Annotated in this window: 16 protein-coding genes; 13 read left to right on the plus strand and 3 right to left on the minus strand. The window is 45.4% G+C overall.

Features of this window, described 5'->3' with window-relative positions; translation table 11 throughout:
- Positions 1–34 precede the first annotated feature (34 nt).
- Entirely contained in the window at positions 35–376 is a 342-nt protein-coding gene (locus tag ACP2WE_RS10705) for a hypothetical protein (protein ID WP_425215541.1), read from the minus strand.
- A 297-nt stretch (positions 377–673) separates the two neighbouring features.
- On the opposite strand from ACP2WE_RS10705, the gene ACP2WE_RS10710 reads away from it, so the two are divergent.
- On the plus strand, positions 674–1,216 hold the full coding sequence (locus tag ACP2WE_RS10710; protein ID WP_425215542.1) for a hypothetical protein: 543 nt from the start codon (positions 674–676) through the stop codon (positions 1,214–1,216).
- Positions 1,217–1,309: 93 nt separating this feature from the next.
- Positions 1,310–2,239: a gamma-carotene 1'-hydroxylase CruF gene (gene cruF / locus ACP2WE_RS10715; RefSeq protein WP_425215543.1), complete on the plus strand. Its 930-nt coding sequence runs from the start codon at positions 1,310–1,312 to the stop codon at positions 2,237–2,239.
- Positions 2,240–2,454: 215 nt separating this feature from the next.
- On the opposite strand, the gene ACP2WE_RS10720 is transcribed toward cruF, so the two are convergent.
- Positions 2,455–2,889 carry a gas vesicle protein K gene (locus ACP2WE_RS10720; RefSeq protein WP_425215544.1) on the minus strand — a complete coding sequence of 145 codons (435 nt, stop codon included), beginning with the start codon at positions 2,887–2,889 and terminating at the stop codon, positions 2,455–2,457.
- A 149-nt stretch (positions 2,890–3,038) separates the two neighbouring features.
- Positions 3,039–3,608 carry a DUF2808 domain-containing protein gene (locus ACP2WE_RS10725; RefSeq protein ID WP_425215545.1) on the minus strand — a complete coding sequence of 190 codons (570 nt, stop codon included), beginning with the start codon at positions 3,606–3,608 and terminating at the stop codon, positions 3,039–3,041.
- Between the two features lie 215 nt (positions 3,609–3,823).
- Between ACP2WE_RS10725 and guaA the strand changes: the two genes are divergently transcribed.
- The 11 genes from guaA (at position 3,824) to ACP2WE_RS10780 (ending at position 16,951) form a co-directional block, all read left to right on the plus strand.
- Complete coding sequence (gene guaA / locus ACP2WE_RS10730; protein ID WP_425215580.1) at positions 3,824–5,431, plus strand: glutamine-hydrolyzing GMP synthase; 1,608 nt, start codon at positions 3,824–3,826, stop codon at positions 5,429–5,431.
- 75 nt (positions 5,432–5,506) lie between these two features.
- Positions 5,507–6,049, plus strand: a complete 543-nt coding sequence (locus tag ACP2WE_RS10735) for a GAF domain-containing protein (protein ID WP_425215546.1) — start codon at positions 5,507–5,509, stop codon at positions 6,047–6,049.
- Between the two features lie 171 nt (positions 6,050–6,220).
- Positions 6,221–6,769, plus strand: a complete 549-nt coding sequence (locus tag ACP2WE_RS10740; RefSeq protein WP_425215547.1) for a type IV pilin-like G/H family protein — start codon at positions 6,221–6,223, stop codon at positions 6,767–6,769.
- A 276-nt stretch (positions 6,770–7,045) separates the two neighbouring features.
- Positions 7,046–8,473, plus strand: a complete 1,428-nt coding sequence (locus tag ACP2WE_RS10745) for a Sll1247 family protein (protein ID WP_425215548.1) — start codon at positions 7,046–7,048, stop codon at positions 8,471–8,473.
- Positions 8,474–8,480: 7 nt separating this feature from the next.
- On the plus strand, positions 8,481–9,938 hold the full coding sequence (locus ACP2WE_RS10750; RefSeq protein ID WP_425215549.1) for a RecQ family ATP-dependent DNA helicase: 1,458 nt from the start codon (positions 8,481–8,483) through the stop codon (positions 9,936–9,938).
- A gap of 84 nt (positions 9,939–10,022) precedes the next feature.
- The gene (locus ACP2WE_RS10755; protein WP_425215550.1) at positions 10,023–10,295 is read left to right on the plus strand and encodes a hypothetical protein; all 273 of its coding nucleotides are present in this window, start codon (positions 10,023–10,025) and stop codon (positions 10,293–10,295) included.
- 353 nt (positions 10,296–10,648) lie between these two features.
- The gene (locus ACP2WE_RS10760) at positions 10,649–12,784 is read left to right on the plus strand and encodes a protein kinase domain-containing protein (RefSeq protein WP_425215551.1); all 2,136 of its coding nucleotides are present in this window, start codon (positions 10,649–10,651) and stop codon (positions 12,782–12,784) included.
- A gap of 69 nt (positions 12,785–12,853) precedes the next feature.
- Positions 12,854–13,108, plus strand: coding sequence for a hypothetical protein (locus ACP2WE_RS10765; RefSeq protein ID WP_425215552.1), 255 nt, complete (start codon positions 12,854–12,856; stop codon positions 13,106–13,108).
- Complete coding sequence (locus ACP2WE_RS10770) at positions 13,101–13,514, plus strand: type II toxin-antitoxin system VapC family toxin (protein WP_425215553.1); 414 nt, start codon at positions 13,101–13,103, stop codon at positions 13,512–13,514. The genes ACP2WE_RS10765 and ACP2WE_RS10770 overlap by 8 nt, the downstream gene beginning before the upstream one ends.
- 83 nt (positions 13,515–13,597) lie before the next feature.
- A complete protein-coding gene (locus ACP2WE_RS10775) occupies positions 13,598–14,326 on the plus strand; it encodes a Uma2 family endonuclease (protein ID WP_425215554.1) in 729 nt (242 codons plus the stop codon).
- 135 nt (positions 14,327–14,461) lie between these two features.
- Positions 14,462–16,951: an ATP-dependent Clp protease ATP-binding subunit gene (locus tag ACP2WE_RS10780; protein WP_425215555.1), complete on the plus strand. Its 2,490-nt coding sequence runs from the start codon at positions 14,462–14,464 to the stop codon at positions 16,949–16,951.
- Positions 16,952–16,960 lie beyond the last annotated feature (9 nt).

The following is a 16,960-nucleotide window of genomic DNA, read 5'->3' on the forward strand; positions in this document are numbered from 1 at the left end:
AATTCATGAATTGCCTCTACAGCTACGTTCTCAATTAGTCGTTAAGGGTATAGGTTGTGGTCGAGCAAAGATCGAGACTGTAACGCTCAAAGGTCTGACCGCTTTTAAACACTACTTTTAGATCGTAGCTACATTTACGAGTTCTGTCATTGAAGTTGATGTTTGTAGACTCAGTACTGCCAAGGACGTCTCGCCCTAAAACATCTTCCTCCCATGAATTAGATCCAGAATCAGAGACATAAAGGTGCATGATCGACTGACTAGTATTGTTGATAAAAGTAAAGTCTCGGCGATCGGCAAATGCACTAGGAGCGCTGAGAAAACTAACGGGCAAAGCAAAAGCGGTCGCAAGTACAGCGGCAGGGAAGAATTTCATCTATTTATTCTCCGTAAGATGGATGTAAAAGTAAATTTAATGTGAGATCGGAATCATAAAACCTAAAACCCTATACATGCTGGTTTATCCCCCCAGCTCTCCTACCCTACGGGAAACCGCTTCGCGGCTAGAAAAAAGGTGAAAAGAATAAAAACTTCCCCTTTTAAAAAGGTATGCCCCCGATAAGGCAAGAGAATGAAACCCTTTGGTTCCAATAACATAATTTGTCTTGTCCCAAAGTTCTTAACCCGAACTCAAGCTAAATTTAATTTACCCAGACACATACGGATTGCGATCATGGCTTCTGAAGAAAATTTAGATCGAGATTTAGCTGAGCAAATTTTTCAAGCGGGGGTTGCCAACTTTGAGGGTGGTAGCTATCAACAGGCACTGCAGCAACTAGAGCAAGCTAAAAGCCATGCGATTCCGGGTACATATCAAAGCGGAGAAATCCAAGTTTGGCTGGCAAATGCCTACGATGCGGTGGGTCGGACGGAGGAAGCGATCGCACTCTGTCGCAGCTTAGTCAAACACCCAAATATTGATGTGCGCAAGTCAGCTCGCTATGTACTGAGCGTTTTATCTGCCCCACAGCTACGCAAATTAGAGGGAGTAACCACGGAAATACCCAACCTTAGTAATTTAGATGCCCATGGCAATGGGGGGGGATATGGCAGCGCTGGCAAAAATTCCAGTAAAAGTGTTTCCAGCCCCAAGGATTTACCAGATGCTCTCTATACCGATGCAGATAAGCAAAGGATCGCTCGTAGAATCAATCAATTCTTGTGGGTTGCGGGCGCGATCGCTCTCTTGGGACTGCTAGCTTGGATCGCGCACTAAGATGGGGATAGGTACAACCACGAAGACTCGATACTTGTCTAGTAGTTTATACTTTTGTTAAATAAACTTAATCAACTCTTGGAGTTTTTTGTGATGAGGCGTGTGATTTCCGCACAGTGGATTACTTTAGCTGCTCATTTAGCTGCCATGCTGTTTGGGCTGGTAGGACTGTTACTCGTTATGCCAAATACCGAGTTTATTGAGAGCCTTTCTGAGTTAGGACTGCAAATCTTTGCCCTGGGTATGCAGGGTGGCGGCGCAGTATTTATGATCTTGGGCGCAATTTCAATTTCTCTGTACGGTTGGCACACGCTAGGGGCAAAAAGACTATTTGCATTTCTAATCCCCTCTGTATTTCTATCGCTGGGTAGCGAGTTACTCGGAACCAGCACAGGCTTTCCGTTTGGTGGCTATTCTTACCTAAGTGGTTTAGGCACAAAAATCGCTGGGCTCGTACCTTTTACTATCCCCTTATCGTGGTTTTATATGGGGCTTGCCTGTTTTCTGATTGCCAATACGACCCTACGCTTTGGTAACCATTGGATGCAGAGAGTTGAAGCGATCGCCCTAGGCGCAATGATGCTTACCTCTTGGGACTTTGTGCTCGATCCCGCCATGAGTCAAGCCGCTTTCCCCTTTTGGGAGTGGCATCAGCCCGGAGCATTCTTTGGCATGCCGTTGCAAAACTTTGCGGGCTGGATGGGCACAGGAGCCTTATTTATGACCGTTGCTTCTCTTTTGTGGGGCAAGGATAACCAACCCGTACTCAACCGCAAGCAGCTAGTATTTCCCGTGATCATGTACATCGGTAACTTTGTGTTTGCGACGATCTTAAGTTGCGGTGCGAGTATTTATCCCCCCATTTTCTTGGGCTTGCTGCTAGGGGTTGCCCCAGTCTTGGGTATGTGGTTTTCTGCTGCCAAAGAAGAGGACACCATTCCAAGCCTAGCCCTCGAATCTTTAAACACTAGCTCGATCGCACTACCAAAGTCTAGTCAACCAGAAGTTGCCGCAAGGCGTTAAATTCTCGTACCTTCTTAGTCCGCCAGTGCGGACTTTGTTTGGTTGTTAGATCGATAGTGGTTGGGAATTCCCAAAATTCCGAACAATTCTGGGGCTTGAATGCAAACACCCATTTATACCATTTTCAAAAAGTGATGCAACGCATCTTTTTGAAAAGACCACGCTCCGCGCGGAACACAAAACCCGATCTGTCGCAATTTCAAGAGAAATTGGTATTACAACTCAGTGGATGTTAATAGGAGTTTGAGTTTGAGATGAATCAAATTTAACTGGGCTAAACCAATTTGCACATCTCCCTCTAAGACGATCCCCGTGCTAATTAAGCGATCGAGCAATTCTAAAATTGAAGCTTCGCTAGAGGGCTGGTCGGGATAATAGGCTCCCTTACGGGGTAAAAGTTTCCCAGCTTCACCCAAATCGAGGTTGAGATCCTCAGGATCGATTTCTAGGACTTCGCATAGGGTTAAAATTTGTTTCTCTAGTGCTTGCAAACTGTCGGCGGCTCTTTCTACTTCGGCGTCAGAGAGTTTTCCTGCATCCATACGGCGGATGATTTGCGCTTCCATCAGTTGACGCAGTAGCTCCACCAAGGTCAGGACTAGAGAAGCCAACCCACCTTTGTTTGCTTTTACGGGAATACTTTCACTCATGGTGGCATTATGTCACTAAACCCCACACAAGCAAATTTCCATTGCCCTTGCGATCGCTAAGGATTTGATCCCATTAAACAAAAAGACCTTGCTCTGTTTGGTATGAATTCCTGATTCGGAGAGGACTTTCAAAAAAAGCGGTTTAGTTATCACCAACGAGAAGAACTATAAAAGTGCAGTCGCCCATAGCCAAGAAATTGCCCGTGGGGTTGACTGCCTGGAGGGAAAGCCGTAACACCAAACAAATACACGCCTTCATAGCGTGGATTGCGAGAGGGATACAAGCTAATCACGACAGTTTTGCCTGCGGGAACGGGTGGATCGAAAACAATCGATAGGGTTCTTGTTTCTGGGTTTAGGGTTGTTTTGCTGACTAGGGGAGCGCGATCGCTGCCAGCATCTTGAGCGTAGGCAAGGGTTTCGCCTAGGTGAAACGCAACGGTATCGCTACCCTCATTTTGCGCGATCGTGACGGACTGCAAAGGTTCTCCTGCGTCACTAGCCGTCTGAATTGTGAAATAGTAGGTTGCACCCCAAGCATGGGTACGATTGCTGGTTGTTGCCGCATCAATCAAAGTGGGCGGATGCAGAAAATAGGTTTTGCCATCTCGTAGCTGTACGGCTTGAACCGACGAGTTGCTCCAGTCCCGAACGACGGGAGGACTGAAGATCGCAGCAAACAATAAGAATGAGGCAACCAATGTTTTTTTGTGCAGCATACTCAATAAAATTAAGAAATTTCTTACTTTTCGTAAAGCTTCTCTAAACTGCATCTACAACCTAGCCCCAGAATAAATGCAGATCCTCAACTTGCTTTACATCTGTTTTGCTAGCATTGTACGAATAGCTACTTTTCGTAAGTTGCAATTTACCTACAAGTTTTCGCCATCTCGACAGGGGTACTTATATCGTGGTTTCTTCAACTCAAGCTACCATCTCTACTATATCTGATGCCAATCGCACAGAAACCTATGACAGTGCCACTCGTTCTACGATCGCCATTCTCGACTTCGGATCGCAGTATTCTGAGCTAATTGCTCGCCGCATCCGCGAGACGCAGGTTTATTCTGAGGTACTGCCTTATCATACGTCGATTGAGAAACTAAAAGAATTTGCCCCCAAAGGGATCATTCTTTCAGGAGGCCCCAACTCAGTCTACGACCAAGGCGCACCCATGTGCGACCCTGAAATTTGGAACCTTGGCATTCCCGTGTTAGGCGTGTGCTATGGGATGCAGTTAATGGTAAAGCAGTTGGGTGGCGAGGTTGCCCGTGCCGATCGCGGCGAATATGGTAAAGCTGCATTACTGATCGACGACCCTACCGACCTGCTAACCAACGTTGAACATGGCGCGACCATGTGGATGAGTCATGGCGACTCGGTACTAAATTTGCCAGATGGGTTTGAAATTTTGGCACATACTGCCAATACTCCCAATGCCGCGATCGCCCATCCCAACAAACAGCTCTATGGAGTACAGTTCCATCCTGAAGTCGTGCATTCCATCGGTGGACAAGCTCTAATTCGCAACTTTGTTTATCACATTTGTGAATGCGAACCCACTTGGACAACAGACTCCTTTATCGAAGAAGCGGTGCGAGAAGTACGAGCCCAAGTCGGCGATCGGCGCGTGTTATTAGCACTTTCTGGTGGGGTTGATTCATCGACCTTGGCGTTTTTACTGCATAAAGCGATCGGCGATCGCTTGACTTGTATGTTTATCGATCAGGGCTTTATGCGCAAGGGCGAGCCAGAGCGTTTGGTCAAGCTATTTTTAGAGCAATTTCATATTCCAGTAGAGTACATTAACGCGAGCGATCGCTTTATTGCTCAAGTAAAAGGTATTACTGACCCCGAAGAAAAACGCAAGCGTATCGGTTATGAATTTATTAATGTATTTGAGGCGGAGTCAAAGCGCTTAGGACCCTTTGACTTTTTAGCACAGGGAACGCTCTATCCCGATGTCATTGAGTCTGCGGATACGAATATCGATCCTGCGACAGGTAAGCGTGTTGCTGTCAAAATCAAGAGCCATCATAATGTGGGTGGCTTGCCACCAAACCTGCGCTTTACCCTGATCGAGCCCCTGCGCATGTTATTTAAAGATGAAGTGCGCAAGGTCGGCACAGCCTTGGGACTTCCCGAAGAAATTGTTAAGCGTCAACCATTTCCAGGACCTGGATTGGCAATTAGGATTATTGGTGAAGTTACACCCGATCGCTTAGAAATTCTCAGAAATGCCGATTTGATCGTGCGACAAGAAGTCAACCGCTCTGGCTCTTATCACGAACTCTGGCAGGCTTTTGCGGTGTTGCTGCCTACGATCAGAAGTGTGGGTGTGATGGGCGATCAACGTACCTATGCCTATCCGATTGTACTGCGCATGGTTACGAGCGAAGATGGCATGACCGCAGATTGGGCAAGAGTTCCCTACGATCTGCTCGAAACGATCTCTACCCGCATCGTCAATGAAGTCAAGGGAGTCAATCGTGTAGTACTCGATATCACCTCTAAGCCACCTGGAACGATAGAATGGGAATAAAGTTTTCGATCGCAAGCTATCTCCGATAAGGTCAGAGCATTCGCGTAGATCGGTTTTGATAATGGCAAAACTTTTTTGCACGAATGCTTCCTCCCTACAGCACTTACCAATCAAGCAATGATGAATCCCGATCGCGGTATACAGGTAGTCCTAAATCGACTTACAAAAAATTTAGCAAAAGATTCTTTGGTTTACACCTCGTTGCAAGAGTTGAGAAAATTGCTCGATATCGATCGTGTGGTTTTGTATTACTTTTACTCGGAATGGAAGGGACAGGTGACCTTAGAGGCAATCGGCGATCCAAAATATTCAATTATCGGTTCGACAGGACCCGATCAATGCTTTAACGCTGGACATGCGGAAATGTATTTGGCAGGACGAATACGTGCCACGGAAAATATTGAAACAGAACCCATTAGCGATTGCCATCGCGAGTTTTTGCGGAATTTGCAGGTATTGGCAAATTTGGTGGTTCCGATTGTACCCAACGGAAAGTTGTGGGGATTGCTAGTTGCGCATCATTGTCAAGACACTCATGTTTGGAAAGATGATGATATCGAGGCAATGCAAAGATATGCCAAATATTTAACTATCGTTCCTTCTATTTCCGAATCCTAGTCAGTTCAAAGTATCAACTTGAACATTTCAGATCGAGGCGATCGGGCTCTAAACGCTTGCCCAGTAGAAAGTCTACAACTGCTTGTTATGGAGAGATTGAAATTAGAAAAAAGGGGGTAAGTTGTACTAATAGGTGAAATGTAACTCTCTCAAAACGAACGGGGCAAAGCCATGAAATCTGAATTTAAAGCGAAATTACTTCAACACCTTCTCAATATGAAGGATTCCGAAAAGGGCTTTACCTTAATTGAACTGCTAGTTGTGATTGTAATTATTGGTATTTTAGCAGCGATCGCAGTTCCAGTTTTCTTTAGCCAAACGAGCAAAGCCAAGCAATCAGAAGCCAGAACCTATGTTGCTTCCCTAAACAAGGGTCAACAAGCTTACTATGCTGAGAAGACTAGGTTTGGTACGAGTATTGACGTTCTAGGCGTAGGTATTTCAACCAACACAACTAACTACACCTATGACTCCAGTACTACGGGAGTTGGTATCAATGTTACGGCTCTGAGCAATGCTTACTCTAAGTTTACTCCCCTCAGATCCTATGCTGGGGTAGTTTCACTTTCATCGATCGCTGGCAGCAGTGATGTTACCAGTCTTGCTATCCTCTGTGAAAATAATCAACCAGGAATTGGTGGAGTTGCGGCAAATAGTGGCACATTGCCCACCAATGCTCAAGGGGGATGTGGTGCAGGGACTACGGCTCTGGGGCTGTAGTGGTATAACAAAAATATCTTGTCAAAATTTGGCAAAATTTTTAAAAATCTAACCTATAATTATTTCTCATTAATTACAGTCGCTAGTACATTAGTTTTTTTGGGGGTTATAGATACCTTCGTAATAGAAAGAATTATGTTCCAGGTATCGTATGCATCCTTTGAGCCATGTATGCGACTTGAGTCATATCAATCAAACATCAGGGATTCTCCCCAAAATCTCCAAAATCGTTAGGTATAAACAACTTAAAATACTTATCGCAGCTAGAGGTATGTAATGTCTGGCTTAGCGTTTTCACAGCCAAACCCCAATCAATACTCTGAAGAAATCACTGAGATCCAAACTGGAAGCGTTGAGCAAATCCAGCAGCGTATCTATGGCTTTTTTTTGGAAATTGTCAGACGGTATACACCTGAGCAAGTCATACATCAGTTTCAAAACCTATTTATTCGGTACGATCAGGTTGACGATCCAGTGACATTTCGAGCACTGGGGCAGATTATTTTTTTTAATCAAGAAACAGAATTTAGGAATACGCTGTTACGTTGCTGCTATATCCTGATCAATAATTGGCGGATCACCAGTAATTATCGTTATACCCATCTTCTGATTGGTCTATTTTCCGATCCATCGATCTATCAGCCTAGCAAAACTACGAAACTCAGAACCCTAAGAGCTTGGCTAAAAAACTTTATTAGCAGCCCAGATTATGAATCTCTTCTCCTCTTTTTAGGTAGACCTAGTAGCACCTACCAAGATAGAAATAACTGGAGCGATCGCTTTACCTCTTACCTTCTCACCTCTCAGTATGCCGATCTCAGCAAACCGCTAGAACAGAGGCAAATTGCCGATGCCCTCTCTCGCAAAATCAAAAAGCAATTTAAATTCGATCTGGCAATGTATACAGCCCGTCTCGGTAGAAAAGAACCCTCTGCGAGCACCAGTCGACAATCAATCGCGCTCTCAAAGTCATCAGCTAAATCCCAAGCGAACCCCACGAGTCTTGGGGATGGCGTGCTCAATCTTGTGAAGACAATTTTGACGAGACAAGGGAGTAATAGTTATAAAAGTTTAGCCCGTCATTTCTTGGAACAACTTAAAGGAATTACATTCCTAGAATTTAAGCAGAAGTTTTTGGAGTATCTAGAACTCCCTAGCTATGATGCAGAAGTATCTGAGCTATTGCAGATTGGCTTAGTCAATAAATTTATGCAGTTGCATACTAGCTGCGATCGCCAAATTGTGATGTTTGGTTTAGTCCATACGGCTTGTAAACGTGCGATCCAGCTTCTAACGCTCGATGGACAGAGAAATCCTTCCGATTTGTTTTATTTCTTTCTGTCTCGAGACAATCCTATGCCCTTAGTGATTTTATTACTCAAAATCATTCTCTTGCGTCGGGAGAGTCGATTACACCTTGAGACCTGCATTGCCGATCTAATTAAATACTATAGTCATTACTCCGAAGATGAATGTCGTGGCTTTATTAATTTTTTAGATATTCTCAATGTCACGCTTGCGATTTATGAAGATGATACGGACTACAGTATCGTTCGCATGACAGAAAATGGCGAGGCGATGACAGATGAAACCAATGCAGATGATTATCGCGTGTTCTCGTTCGTCAAGCGACCCAAACCGATCTCCAAAGATATATCCGAAAGTCTGGCTCAGCTCTCTCAAAAGAAAAAATCAACTTCTTAAAAATCTGATGCTTCCTTCCTCAGTTTTGCAGACTTTTCAAAAAGTATGGGGCTATGCAGATTTCCGTCCGCCGCAAGCGGAGATAATTGAGAATCTATTACGCGATCGCGATAGTCTTGTTTTACTAGCAACGGGTGGAGGCAAATCCATTTGCTTTCAACTCCCCGCAATTTTAAAGCAGGGTTTAACCCTAGTGATTTCGCCACTTTTGGCATTAATGGAAGATCAAGTCCAAGATTTACAGAGACGCGAACTTCCTGCCGCCACCTTACATAGTAATCTGACCAGTCGAGAACGCCATCAAGTTCTGCAAAAATTACCACACCTGCGATTGCTGTATGTTTCACCAGAAACGCTTTTGAGTCAACCCGTGTGGGAACGACTCTGCGCGCCCACACTAACGATCGCAGGAATCATGATTGACGAAGCCCATTGTCTCGTGCAGTGGGGAGATACCTTTCGACCCACCTATCGCCGTTTGGGAGCTGTGCGTTCTGCTTTGATGCAACATAAGCCGTTAGAGCATCCTAGGATTGCGATCGCGGCGTTTACCGCCACGGCAAATTCTCATACCCAAGCCAAATTGATTTCCTGTCTGCAATTAGAACAGCCACAGGTGATTCGCACTAGCCCCTATCGTGCCAATTTAAGTTTAAACGTAGCGATTGCTTGGACACCCCTTTGCCGCAAACATCAAACCATTCGCTTTATCCATTCTCAGCAAGGTCAAACGGGCTTGATCTATGTGCGCAGTCGGCGTGAGACGGAGGAACTCGCAGAATGGTTATCTACGCAATCTTTCCGTACTGCTGCCTATCACGCGGGACTTCCCTCAGAGCAACGTCGTCAGATCGAAACAGCTTGGATAGAAGGTGAGTACCCCTTTGTGGTCTGTACCAGCGCGTTTGGCTTGGGGCTAAATAACCCGAATACGCGCTGGGTTCTCCATTTTCAGGCTCCATTGACACTTGCCGAGTACATTCAAGAGGTAGGAAGGGCGGGAAGAGATGGGAACCCTGCCACAGCCTTGATGCTGGTGAGCGAACCTACGGGATTCTTGGACAATAGCGATCGCACCCGTCAGGATTTCTTTTTACAGCAGCAACAAAAACAATTGCAAAAAGCGCAGATGCTTTTGCCCAAATTACCCCGCAAGGGAAATTTCTCTGATGTTATCAAAGGGAATCCCGATCGCGCCCTAGTGCTAGGAATGCTGCATAGTGCGGGGAAATTAGTCTGGCATAGCCCGTTTGCCTATGAAATTCGGGCAGGAAATCACAAATTTGCCGAAATCGATCGCACACCGCTACTCCAAATGCAGTCGTATATGAGTACTCGTCACTGTCGTTGGGCGTTTTTGATGCAGGCTTTTGGGTTTGAGCGAGAAGCAAAAACTTTGCGCTGTGGCGTATGCGATCGCTGCTTGCCGCAAAATAAAAAGCGATCGCAAAATCTAACACCTTGACTCTAAGGCAATAAATGGTAAAGTAACGCCCAAAAGCACAAAAAACGCCAAAAAGCGAAACCTCGACATGGAGGTAAACCCAAAATGAGCTCAGGCACAGATGATTCGCAAGGTCGAAGCGCGAAACAGCCAAATATCACCTTTTCACCTGACACAGATTTACTGGTTTGGTTGGTAGGATGTCGGCAAAATGATGAGATCATGTCTGATGTGATTAATCGCAAGTTACGAAAACTGATGAATATGGAACTTGCAGAGCTAGAACTGCGTAATCGACCAATCGACCCCAATGCCGAAGGTGCAGGTGAAGAAACCTCTATACAATCAGACACCCCAGATCCAATTCAATCTGACTAAGGTACGAAGAGAAAAAATTGCTACTAATAGCAGCAAAAATAGAAATAGAGTCAGAGAAACTAAGACTTCATCACGTTCATTAAATGAGTTTCCAATAGAAGTTTGACCAACTTCAGTATTCTTGTCAGGGAATAAATGGAAAATCAGCAGTGATGCAATAAAAAAGCTTTGCAAGTACCATAAGCACCTTCTTAATGGGTTCTTTCTCAGAGTTCTTGTACGAATAAATGCAACGCTAAGATACCAAACTGGAAATAATAGTGCTATTAGATTGCAGTTTAGAGAGATTCGAACAGCTCTGAATGGAAATCATAGATAATTATTGTGGGTATAGCTTAAGTTGGCTTGTATTTATGTCACAGTTCTGTTTTAACCCCAATTGCCAAAAGCCTGAAAATCTTGACAGCGATCGCTTCTGTAAAAGCTGCGGTTCTGATTTGATTTTACGCGGCAGTATGCATCCCGATCGCAAAGCGTTTCCGAAGGAAATAGGGAATCGCTATCGTGCGGTAAAGGTTTTAGGTCAGGGAGGTTTCAGCAGAACTTTCCTTGCCATTGATTCCCAGTTCTCAATAGAATCCTCTGAGCAGGATGAGCGGCATATTGAAAGGTATGTGGTTGTAAAACAGTTGTGGCATCAAAACCTCAATCCAGACAACCCAGAAAGCATAAAAGTACGATTTCAACAGGAAAGCGATCTCATAAGGCAACTGGGCGAACATCCGCAAATTCCTTCTCTCTTCGATAGCTTTGAGATGGAAGGATATCTCTATTCAGTCCATGAATATATTGCAGGCAAAAATCTCGCGATCGCCCTTTCAGAAATCGAGAATTCAGAGATTGGGAATTCAAAACCATCTACTTTCAGTAACCTGCAAGTATGGAGCATCCTAGAAGCAATTTTGCCCGTCCTACAGTTTATTCACGATCGTCAAATTATTCACTGCGATTTAAAACCGAGCAATATTATTTGCCGTTCTGCAAATTCGAGCGGCGATCTCACAACATGGAAAGATTTTGCCTTGGTTGATTTTGGTACGTCACAATTCGTCTCAGAATTTAAATTGGAGCGACAGGGTAGAGCGATCGGTAGTCCAGAATATGCGGCTCCCGAGCAGGTCAGAGGCGAAGCTGTATTTGCTAGCGATCTTTATAGTTTGGGCGTGACTTGCATTCACTTACTTACGGGTATGCGACCTTTTAGCCTGTTTGATTTTGTCGATAACTGTTGGAACTGGCGACCCTATTGGCATTCTCAAGCAGAGTCCCTTCCTCTAAGACAGCAAGCTTTACTCGAACAATTCCTCGGTGAAATTCTCGATCGCATGATTCAGCCCGATCTGAGCAAACGCTTCTCCACTGCTGCGGCTATCCTCAAACTGATGAATCAATCGGGAATCAAGTCTGGTGTGAAACAGATATTCTCTCCTATACCTATGGATCGACCCGCGAAAAAATTATCTGAATGGCGATGCGATCGCACCCTGATCGGACATGAAGGACTCTTCGCTAGCGTGAATGCCGTAGTTATCCTTACCCCAGATACGATCGCCAGTGCCAGTGACGACAAAACGATTCGTCTGTGGAATTGGCGATCGCAACAACAAATCGCTTGCTTGACTGGACATACGAACTTTGTCAAGGCTCTTAGCTATGCATCTATATATTTACCTACAGAACATTCACCTACAGAGCAAATTCCTCAAACAGGAGAGCAGGAGAATTTGCATAAAGCCAAAAATCCGAGGCTTCTAGCGAGTGGGAGCGCAGATAAAACCATCAAGCTCTGGGACTTAGAGGTGCAGCAAGAAATACTCACGATTACCGAACACAGCCATGCTGTTAATGCTGTTGCGTTTGCATACCCAAAAGCTGAGACGAATTCCGATCGCTTCTGGTTGGCAAGTGGAAGTGCTGATAAAACGATTAAGCTATGGTCGGTTGAATTCGAGCAAGGTCTGACTGCACCAACTGCGAAATTAATCGCCACACTTACGGGACATCACCTTGCGGTCAATGCGATCGCTTTTTCGCCGATCGCCCCAATTCTTGCCAGTGCCAGTACCGATAGAACCGTGAAACTATGGGATCTAGAGCGATTTCAGCTCATCCAAACGCTAAAAGGTCACACTTGGGCAGTAAACGCGATCGCGTTTAGCCCCGATGGCGAACTTTTTGCAACGGGAGGTGACGACAACACGATCCAACTTTGGAATGTAGCAAATGGCACAATTCTGCGCACGCTCTCTGGACATCCTTGGGCAGTTTCAGCGATCGCTTTTAGTCCCGATGGTAAAACATTAATTAGTGGAAGTTGGGACAAAACGTTAAAACTGTGGCAAGTCAGTACGGGTAAAGAAATAGATATGCTTTCTGGGCACACAGATTCTGTCAGTTGTCTCGCCGTTGGCGAACATGGCGATCTGCTAGTCAGTGGCAGCAGGGACAAAACCCTCAAAATATGGTGTAGAGAAGCCAAATCCCCATAATAGATTTTGTTACAATACTGCCATGAATCAACTAACCGAGGAAAGAAAAAGCAAGGAGAGTAGAAAAATATGACAGATACCGAACTGTTGCTTAAGGAAATTGAATATGCTCCAGAGCAACTAGTTACAGAAGTTTTGCACTTCTTGTTATTTACAAAGACAAAGTTCTATACCAGCGATTCCATAACGGATGCGTACCGCCGCCATCCTGAATCTTTACCAAAACGAAATGATTCCATTTTTGGACTTGGCACAAATCCAGTTGCATGTGATGTAATTGATGCTGCTGAGAACCACGACCTATATATTTACACGAATGGCTGAGAATCAATTTTTCTTGGACACAAGCTACGTTTTGTCCTTGGAACTATTAAACGAAAAACACCATGCTGAAGTTTTAGCCCATTGGCAAAGTCTAGATCGGCAAACTCTTGAGATAGTTACTACGTCGTATGTATTTGATGAGATTGTAACTTTTTTCAATAGTCGCGATCGCCATGATAAAGCTGTAGAAGTCGGCGATCGTCTACTCAACAGTTCTATTATCGAGCTAGTCCAAGTTGATGAATCTCTCTTTATAGAAGCATGGCTATTTTTCGCAAAACATTCTGATAAATCTTATTCCTTGACAGACTGTATTTCATTCTTAGTCATGTCAAAAAAGAAGATTTCTAAAGCCTTGACAGCAGATCGACATTTTGTACAAGCTGGGTTTCAGAGACTACCTTGATGGGAAAGACAGGATTGATAAAAACCTTACGTCCTCTTAACATAAAGTAATTAAGTTCAAGCAATTTGGCATGCACTGAAACCATGATAGTTGCGCCACAATTTCATTTTCCGCCTGACTTAGAGAGCGACGAACCGCCCTTGGAGACACCAAGACACCTTGAGCAACTGATTTTGCTGCTAACTTGCTTGCAGTGGTGGTGGCGCGACCGACAAGATTATTTTGCTTCTGGCAATATCAGTATCTATTACACGCCCGAACAACTAACTGGTAAATATAAATTTCGCGCCCCCGATTTCTTTGTCGTACTAGACACAGCGCAACAAGAGCGGAGTAGCTGGATTGTGGAACGCGAAGGGGGAAAATTCCCCAACGTAATTATTGAGGTTCTGTCCCGCAGCACAGCAAAGGTAGATCAAACCACTAAAAAGCAGCTTTACCAAGACACCTTTCTTACCCCTGAATACTTTTGGTACGATCCCCGCCCAACGAAGCGCGAGCTTAAAGGATTTCGGCTAATCGATCGCAAATATCAAGAGATCCAGCCTGACAATCGCGGTTATCTCTGGAGCGAACAACTACAGCTATATTTAGGCATTGCCGGGGAATATGCTCGTTATTTCACAGCTCAAGGTGAAGTTGTCCCCAATTTCCAAGAAGCCACCGCCCAACGCGATTGGCAACTTCGCCTAGAAAAACAACGTGCCGAACGGGAGGCAGATCGAGCAACCCAAGCAGAACAGAGAATTCTGGACTTAGAGGCAAAACTTCGGGCTTTGGGTGTCGATCCAGATTTACCGCCAAACGCATGAGCCCTGCGATCGCATCATGTCGTCTAAGGGCGGTTGATCCCCACGTTTTGGTGTAAAACCCGTACAAGCGAAAACCCATCTCGCCTGTGTTAGTATTAACCATAACCAGAACGCAGCAAATTATGGGGAAACGCCATGTTTGAACGCTTTACAGAGAAAGCAATTAAAGTAATCATGCTGGCTCAAGAGGAAGCTCGTCGCCTAGGTCATAACTTCGTAGGGACAGAGCAGATTCTTTTGGGTCTGATCGGAGAGGGAACTGGCGTTGCTGCCAAAGTCCTGAAATCGATGGGTGTAAACCTCAAGGATGCTCGCATCGAAGTCGAAAAAATTATTGGGCGTGGCTCTGGCTTTGTCGCTGTGGAAATTCCTTTTACCCCACGGGCTAAACGAGTGCTAGAGCTTTCCCTAGAGGAAGCCAGACAACTAGGACATAACTATATTGGTACCGAGCATTTACTTTTAGGGCTGATCCGTGAAGGTGAAGGCGTTGCTGCCAGAGTTCTGGAAAATCTAGGTGTCGATCTTTCTAAGGTGCGGACGCAAGTCATCCGTATGCTTGGTGAAACCGCCGAAGTGTCTGCGGGTGGCGGTACACAAGGTCGTACAAAAACCCCCACACTCGATGAATTTGGTTCTAACCTGACGCAAATGGCAGCCGAAGGCAAACTCGATCCAGTTGTCGGTCGCCAGAAAGAGATCGAACGGGTAATTCAAATTCTCGGTCGTCGTACTAAAAACAACCCTGTTTTAATTGGCGAACCTGGTGTAGGTAAAACCGCGATCGCTGAGGGTTTAGCTCAACGTATTGCCACAGCTGATATCCCAGACATTCTGCAAGACAAACGAGTTGTGACCCTAGACATTGGCTTGCTTGTCGCAGGTACAAAATACCGCGGTGAATTTGAGGAACGCCTCAAAAAAATCATGGACGAGATTCGCACTGCCGGAAATGTGATCTTGGTCATTGATGAAGTGCATACCCTGATCGGTGCAGGCGCGGCAGAAGGCGCGATCGACGCTGCCAATATCCTTAAGCCTGCCCTAGCTAGAGGCGAACTCCAGTGTATCGGTGCGACCACCTTGGATGAATATCGCAAGCATATCGAACGCGATGCTGCCCTCGAACGTAGATTCCAGCCCGTACAGGTGGGTGAGCCGAGTGTCGATGAAACCATTGAGATTCTTTATGGTCTACGCGAACGCTACGAGCAACACCACAAACTCAAAATTTCTAATGCTGCTGTAATTGCTGCTGCCAAACTATCCGATCGCTATATCTCCGATCGATTCTTGCCTGACAAAGCGATCGACTTGATCGACGAAGCTGGCTCTAGAGTCCGCCTGATCAACTCCCAACTGCCGCCTGCTGCCAAGGAACTAGACAAAGAGCTACGATTGTTGCTCAAAGAAAAAGACGAAGCAGTTAGGTCGCAAGACTTCGATCGAGCGGGTGAGTTACGCGATCGCGAAATTGAGATCAAACAGCAAATTCGCACCCTGACTCAGACCAAAAAGACAGAAACGACCAAAGACGAAGAAATGCCCATTGTGGACGAAGAGGACATCGCCTACATTGTCAGCTCTTGGACAGGCGTACCCGTCAGCAAGCTGACTGAGTCCGAATCTCTGAAGTTGATGCAGATGGAAGACACCTTGCACCAACGTCTCATCGGGCAAGAAGAAGCAGTACGAGCCATCTCGCGTGCTATCCGTCGCGCCCGTGTGGGTCTCAAAAATCCCAACCGTCCCATTGCTAGCTTTATCTTCTCTGGTCCTACAGGTGTGGGTAAAACAGAGTTGACCAAAGCACTAGCTGCCTACTTCTTTGGTGCCGAAGAAGCAATGATCCGCTTGGATATGTCGGAATTTATGGAGCGGCACACCGTTTCTAAGCTGATTGGTTCGCCACCTGGCTATGTTGGCTATAACGAAGGCGGTCAACTTACCGAAGCTGTGCGTCGTCGTCCTTATACGGTCGTGCTATTTGACGAAATTGAAAAAGCACACCCCGATGTATTTAACCTCTTGCTACAAATTCTCGAAGATGGTCGCCTGACTGACTCTAAAGGTCGGACGGTGGACTTCAAGAACACCCTATTGATCATGACCTCTAATATTGGGTCTAAGGTGATCGAAAAAGGTGGCGGTGGACTCGGGTTTGATTTTGCCGAAAATCAAGAAGATTCTCACTACACCCGCATCCGCTCTTTAGTTAATGAAGAGCTAAAGCAATACTTCCGTCCAGAATTTCTCAATCGCCTTGATGAAATTATCGTATTTAGACAACTGAATAAGGATGAGGTCAAGGAAATTGCTGACTTGATGCTGACTGAGGTATTCAAGCGACTCAAGGAGAAAGAGATCGTCCTGACAGTCACCGATCGCTTTAGAGATCTACTGGTACAGGAGGGCTATAACCCCAGCTATGGGGCTAGACCCTTACGCAGAGCAATCATGCGTTTGCTAGAAGACTCCCTTGCCGAGGAGATCCTCACAGGCAAGGTACGCGAAGGGGCATCTGTGATGATGGACGTAGATGATGATGGCAAGGTTATTTGTATCGATCAGACACCAGCCTTAACGGGTTCCGACAATCTACAACTCATGCCTTCCTCTAACTAAATTTTTAGC

Origin of the sequence: Tumidithrix helvetica PCC 7403, from assembly GCF_965232925.1 — a bacterium.
GTDB classification, from domain to species: domain Bacteria; phylum Cyanobacteriota; class Cyanobacteriia; order Pseudanabaenales; family Pseudanabaenaceae; genus Tumidithrix; species Tumidithrix helvetica.

Excerpts from the sequence above, each read along its gene's own strand:
- ACP2WE_RS10740 (WP_425215547.1), top strand. The coding sequence starts at position 6,221 with ATGAAATCTGAATTTAAAGCGAAATTACTTCAACACCTTCTCAATATG.
- ACP2WE_RS10750 (WP_425215549.1), top strand. The coding sequence starts at position 8,481 with ATGCTTCCTTCCTCAGTTTTGCAGACTTTTCAAAAAGTATGGGGCTAT.
- ACP2WE_RS10705 (WP_425215541.1), bottom strand. The coding sequence starts at position 376 with ATGAAATTCTTCCCTGCCGCTGTACTTGCGACCGCTTTTGCTTTGCCC.
- ACP2WE_RS10780 (WP_425215555.1), top strand. The coding sequence starts at position 14,462 with ATGTTTGAACGCTTTACAGAGAAAGCAATTAAAGTAATCATGCTGGCT.
- ACP2WE_RS10775 (WP_425215554.1), top strand. The coding sequence starts at position 13,598 with ATGATAGTTGCGCCACAATTTCATTTTCCGCCTGACTTAGAGAGCGAC.
- ACP2WE_RS10710 (WP_425215542.1), top strand. The coding sequence starts at position 674 with ATGGCTTCTGAAGAAAATTTAGATCGAGATTTAGCTGAGCAAATTTTT.
- ACP2WE_RS10745 (WP_425215548.1), top strand. The coding sequence starts at position 7,046 with ATGTCTGGCTTAGCGTTTTCACAGCCAAACCCCAATCAATACTCTGAA.
- ACP2WE_RS10725 (WP_425215545.1), bottom strand. The coding sequence starts at position 3,608 with ATGCTGCACAAAAAAACATTGGTTGCCTCATTCTTATTGTTTGCTGCG.
- ACP2WE_RS10720 (WP_425215544.1), bottom strand. The coding sequence starts at position 2,889 with ATGAGTGAAAGTATTCCCGTAAAAGCAAACAAAGGTGGGTTGGCTTCT.
- ACP2WE_RS10755 (WP_425215550.1), top strand. The coding sequence starts at position 10,023 with ATGAGCTCAGGCACAGATGATTCGCAAGGTCGAAGCGCGAAACAGCCA.
- ACP2WE_RS10760 (WP_425215551.1), top strand. The coding sequence starts at position 10,649 with ATGTCACAGTTCTGTTTTAACCCCAATTGCCAAAAGCCTGAAAATCTT.
- ACP2WE_RS10770 (WP_425215553.1), top strand. The coding sequence starts at position 13,101 with ATGGCTGAGAATCAATTTTTCTTGGACACAAGCTACGTTTTGTCCTTG.
- cruF (WP_425215543.1), top strand. The coding sequence starts at position 1,310 with ATGAGGCGTGTGATTTCCGCACAGTGGATTACTTTAGCTGCTCATTTA.
- ACP2WE_RS10765 (WP_425215552.1), top strand. The coding sequence starts at position 12,854 with ATGACAGATACCGAACTGTTGCTTAAGGAAATTGAATATGCTCCAGAG.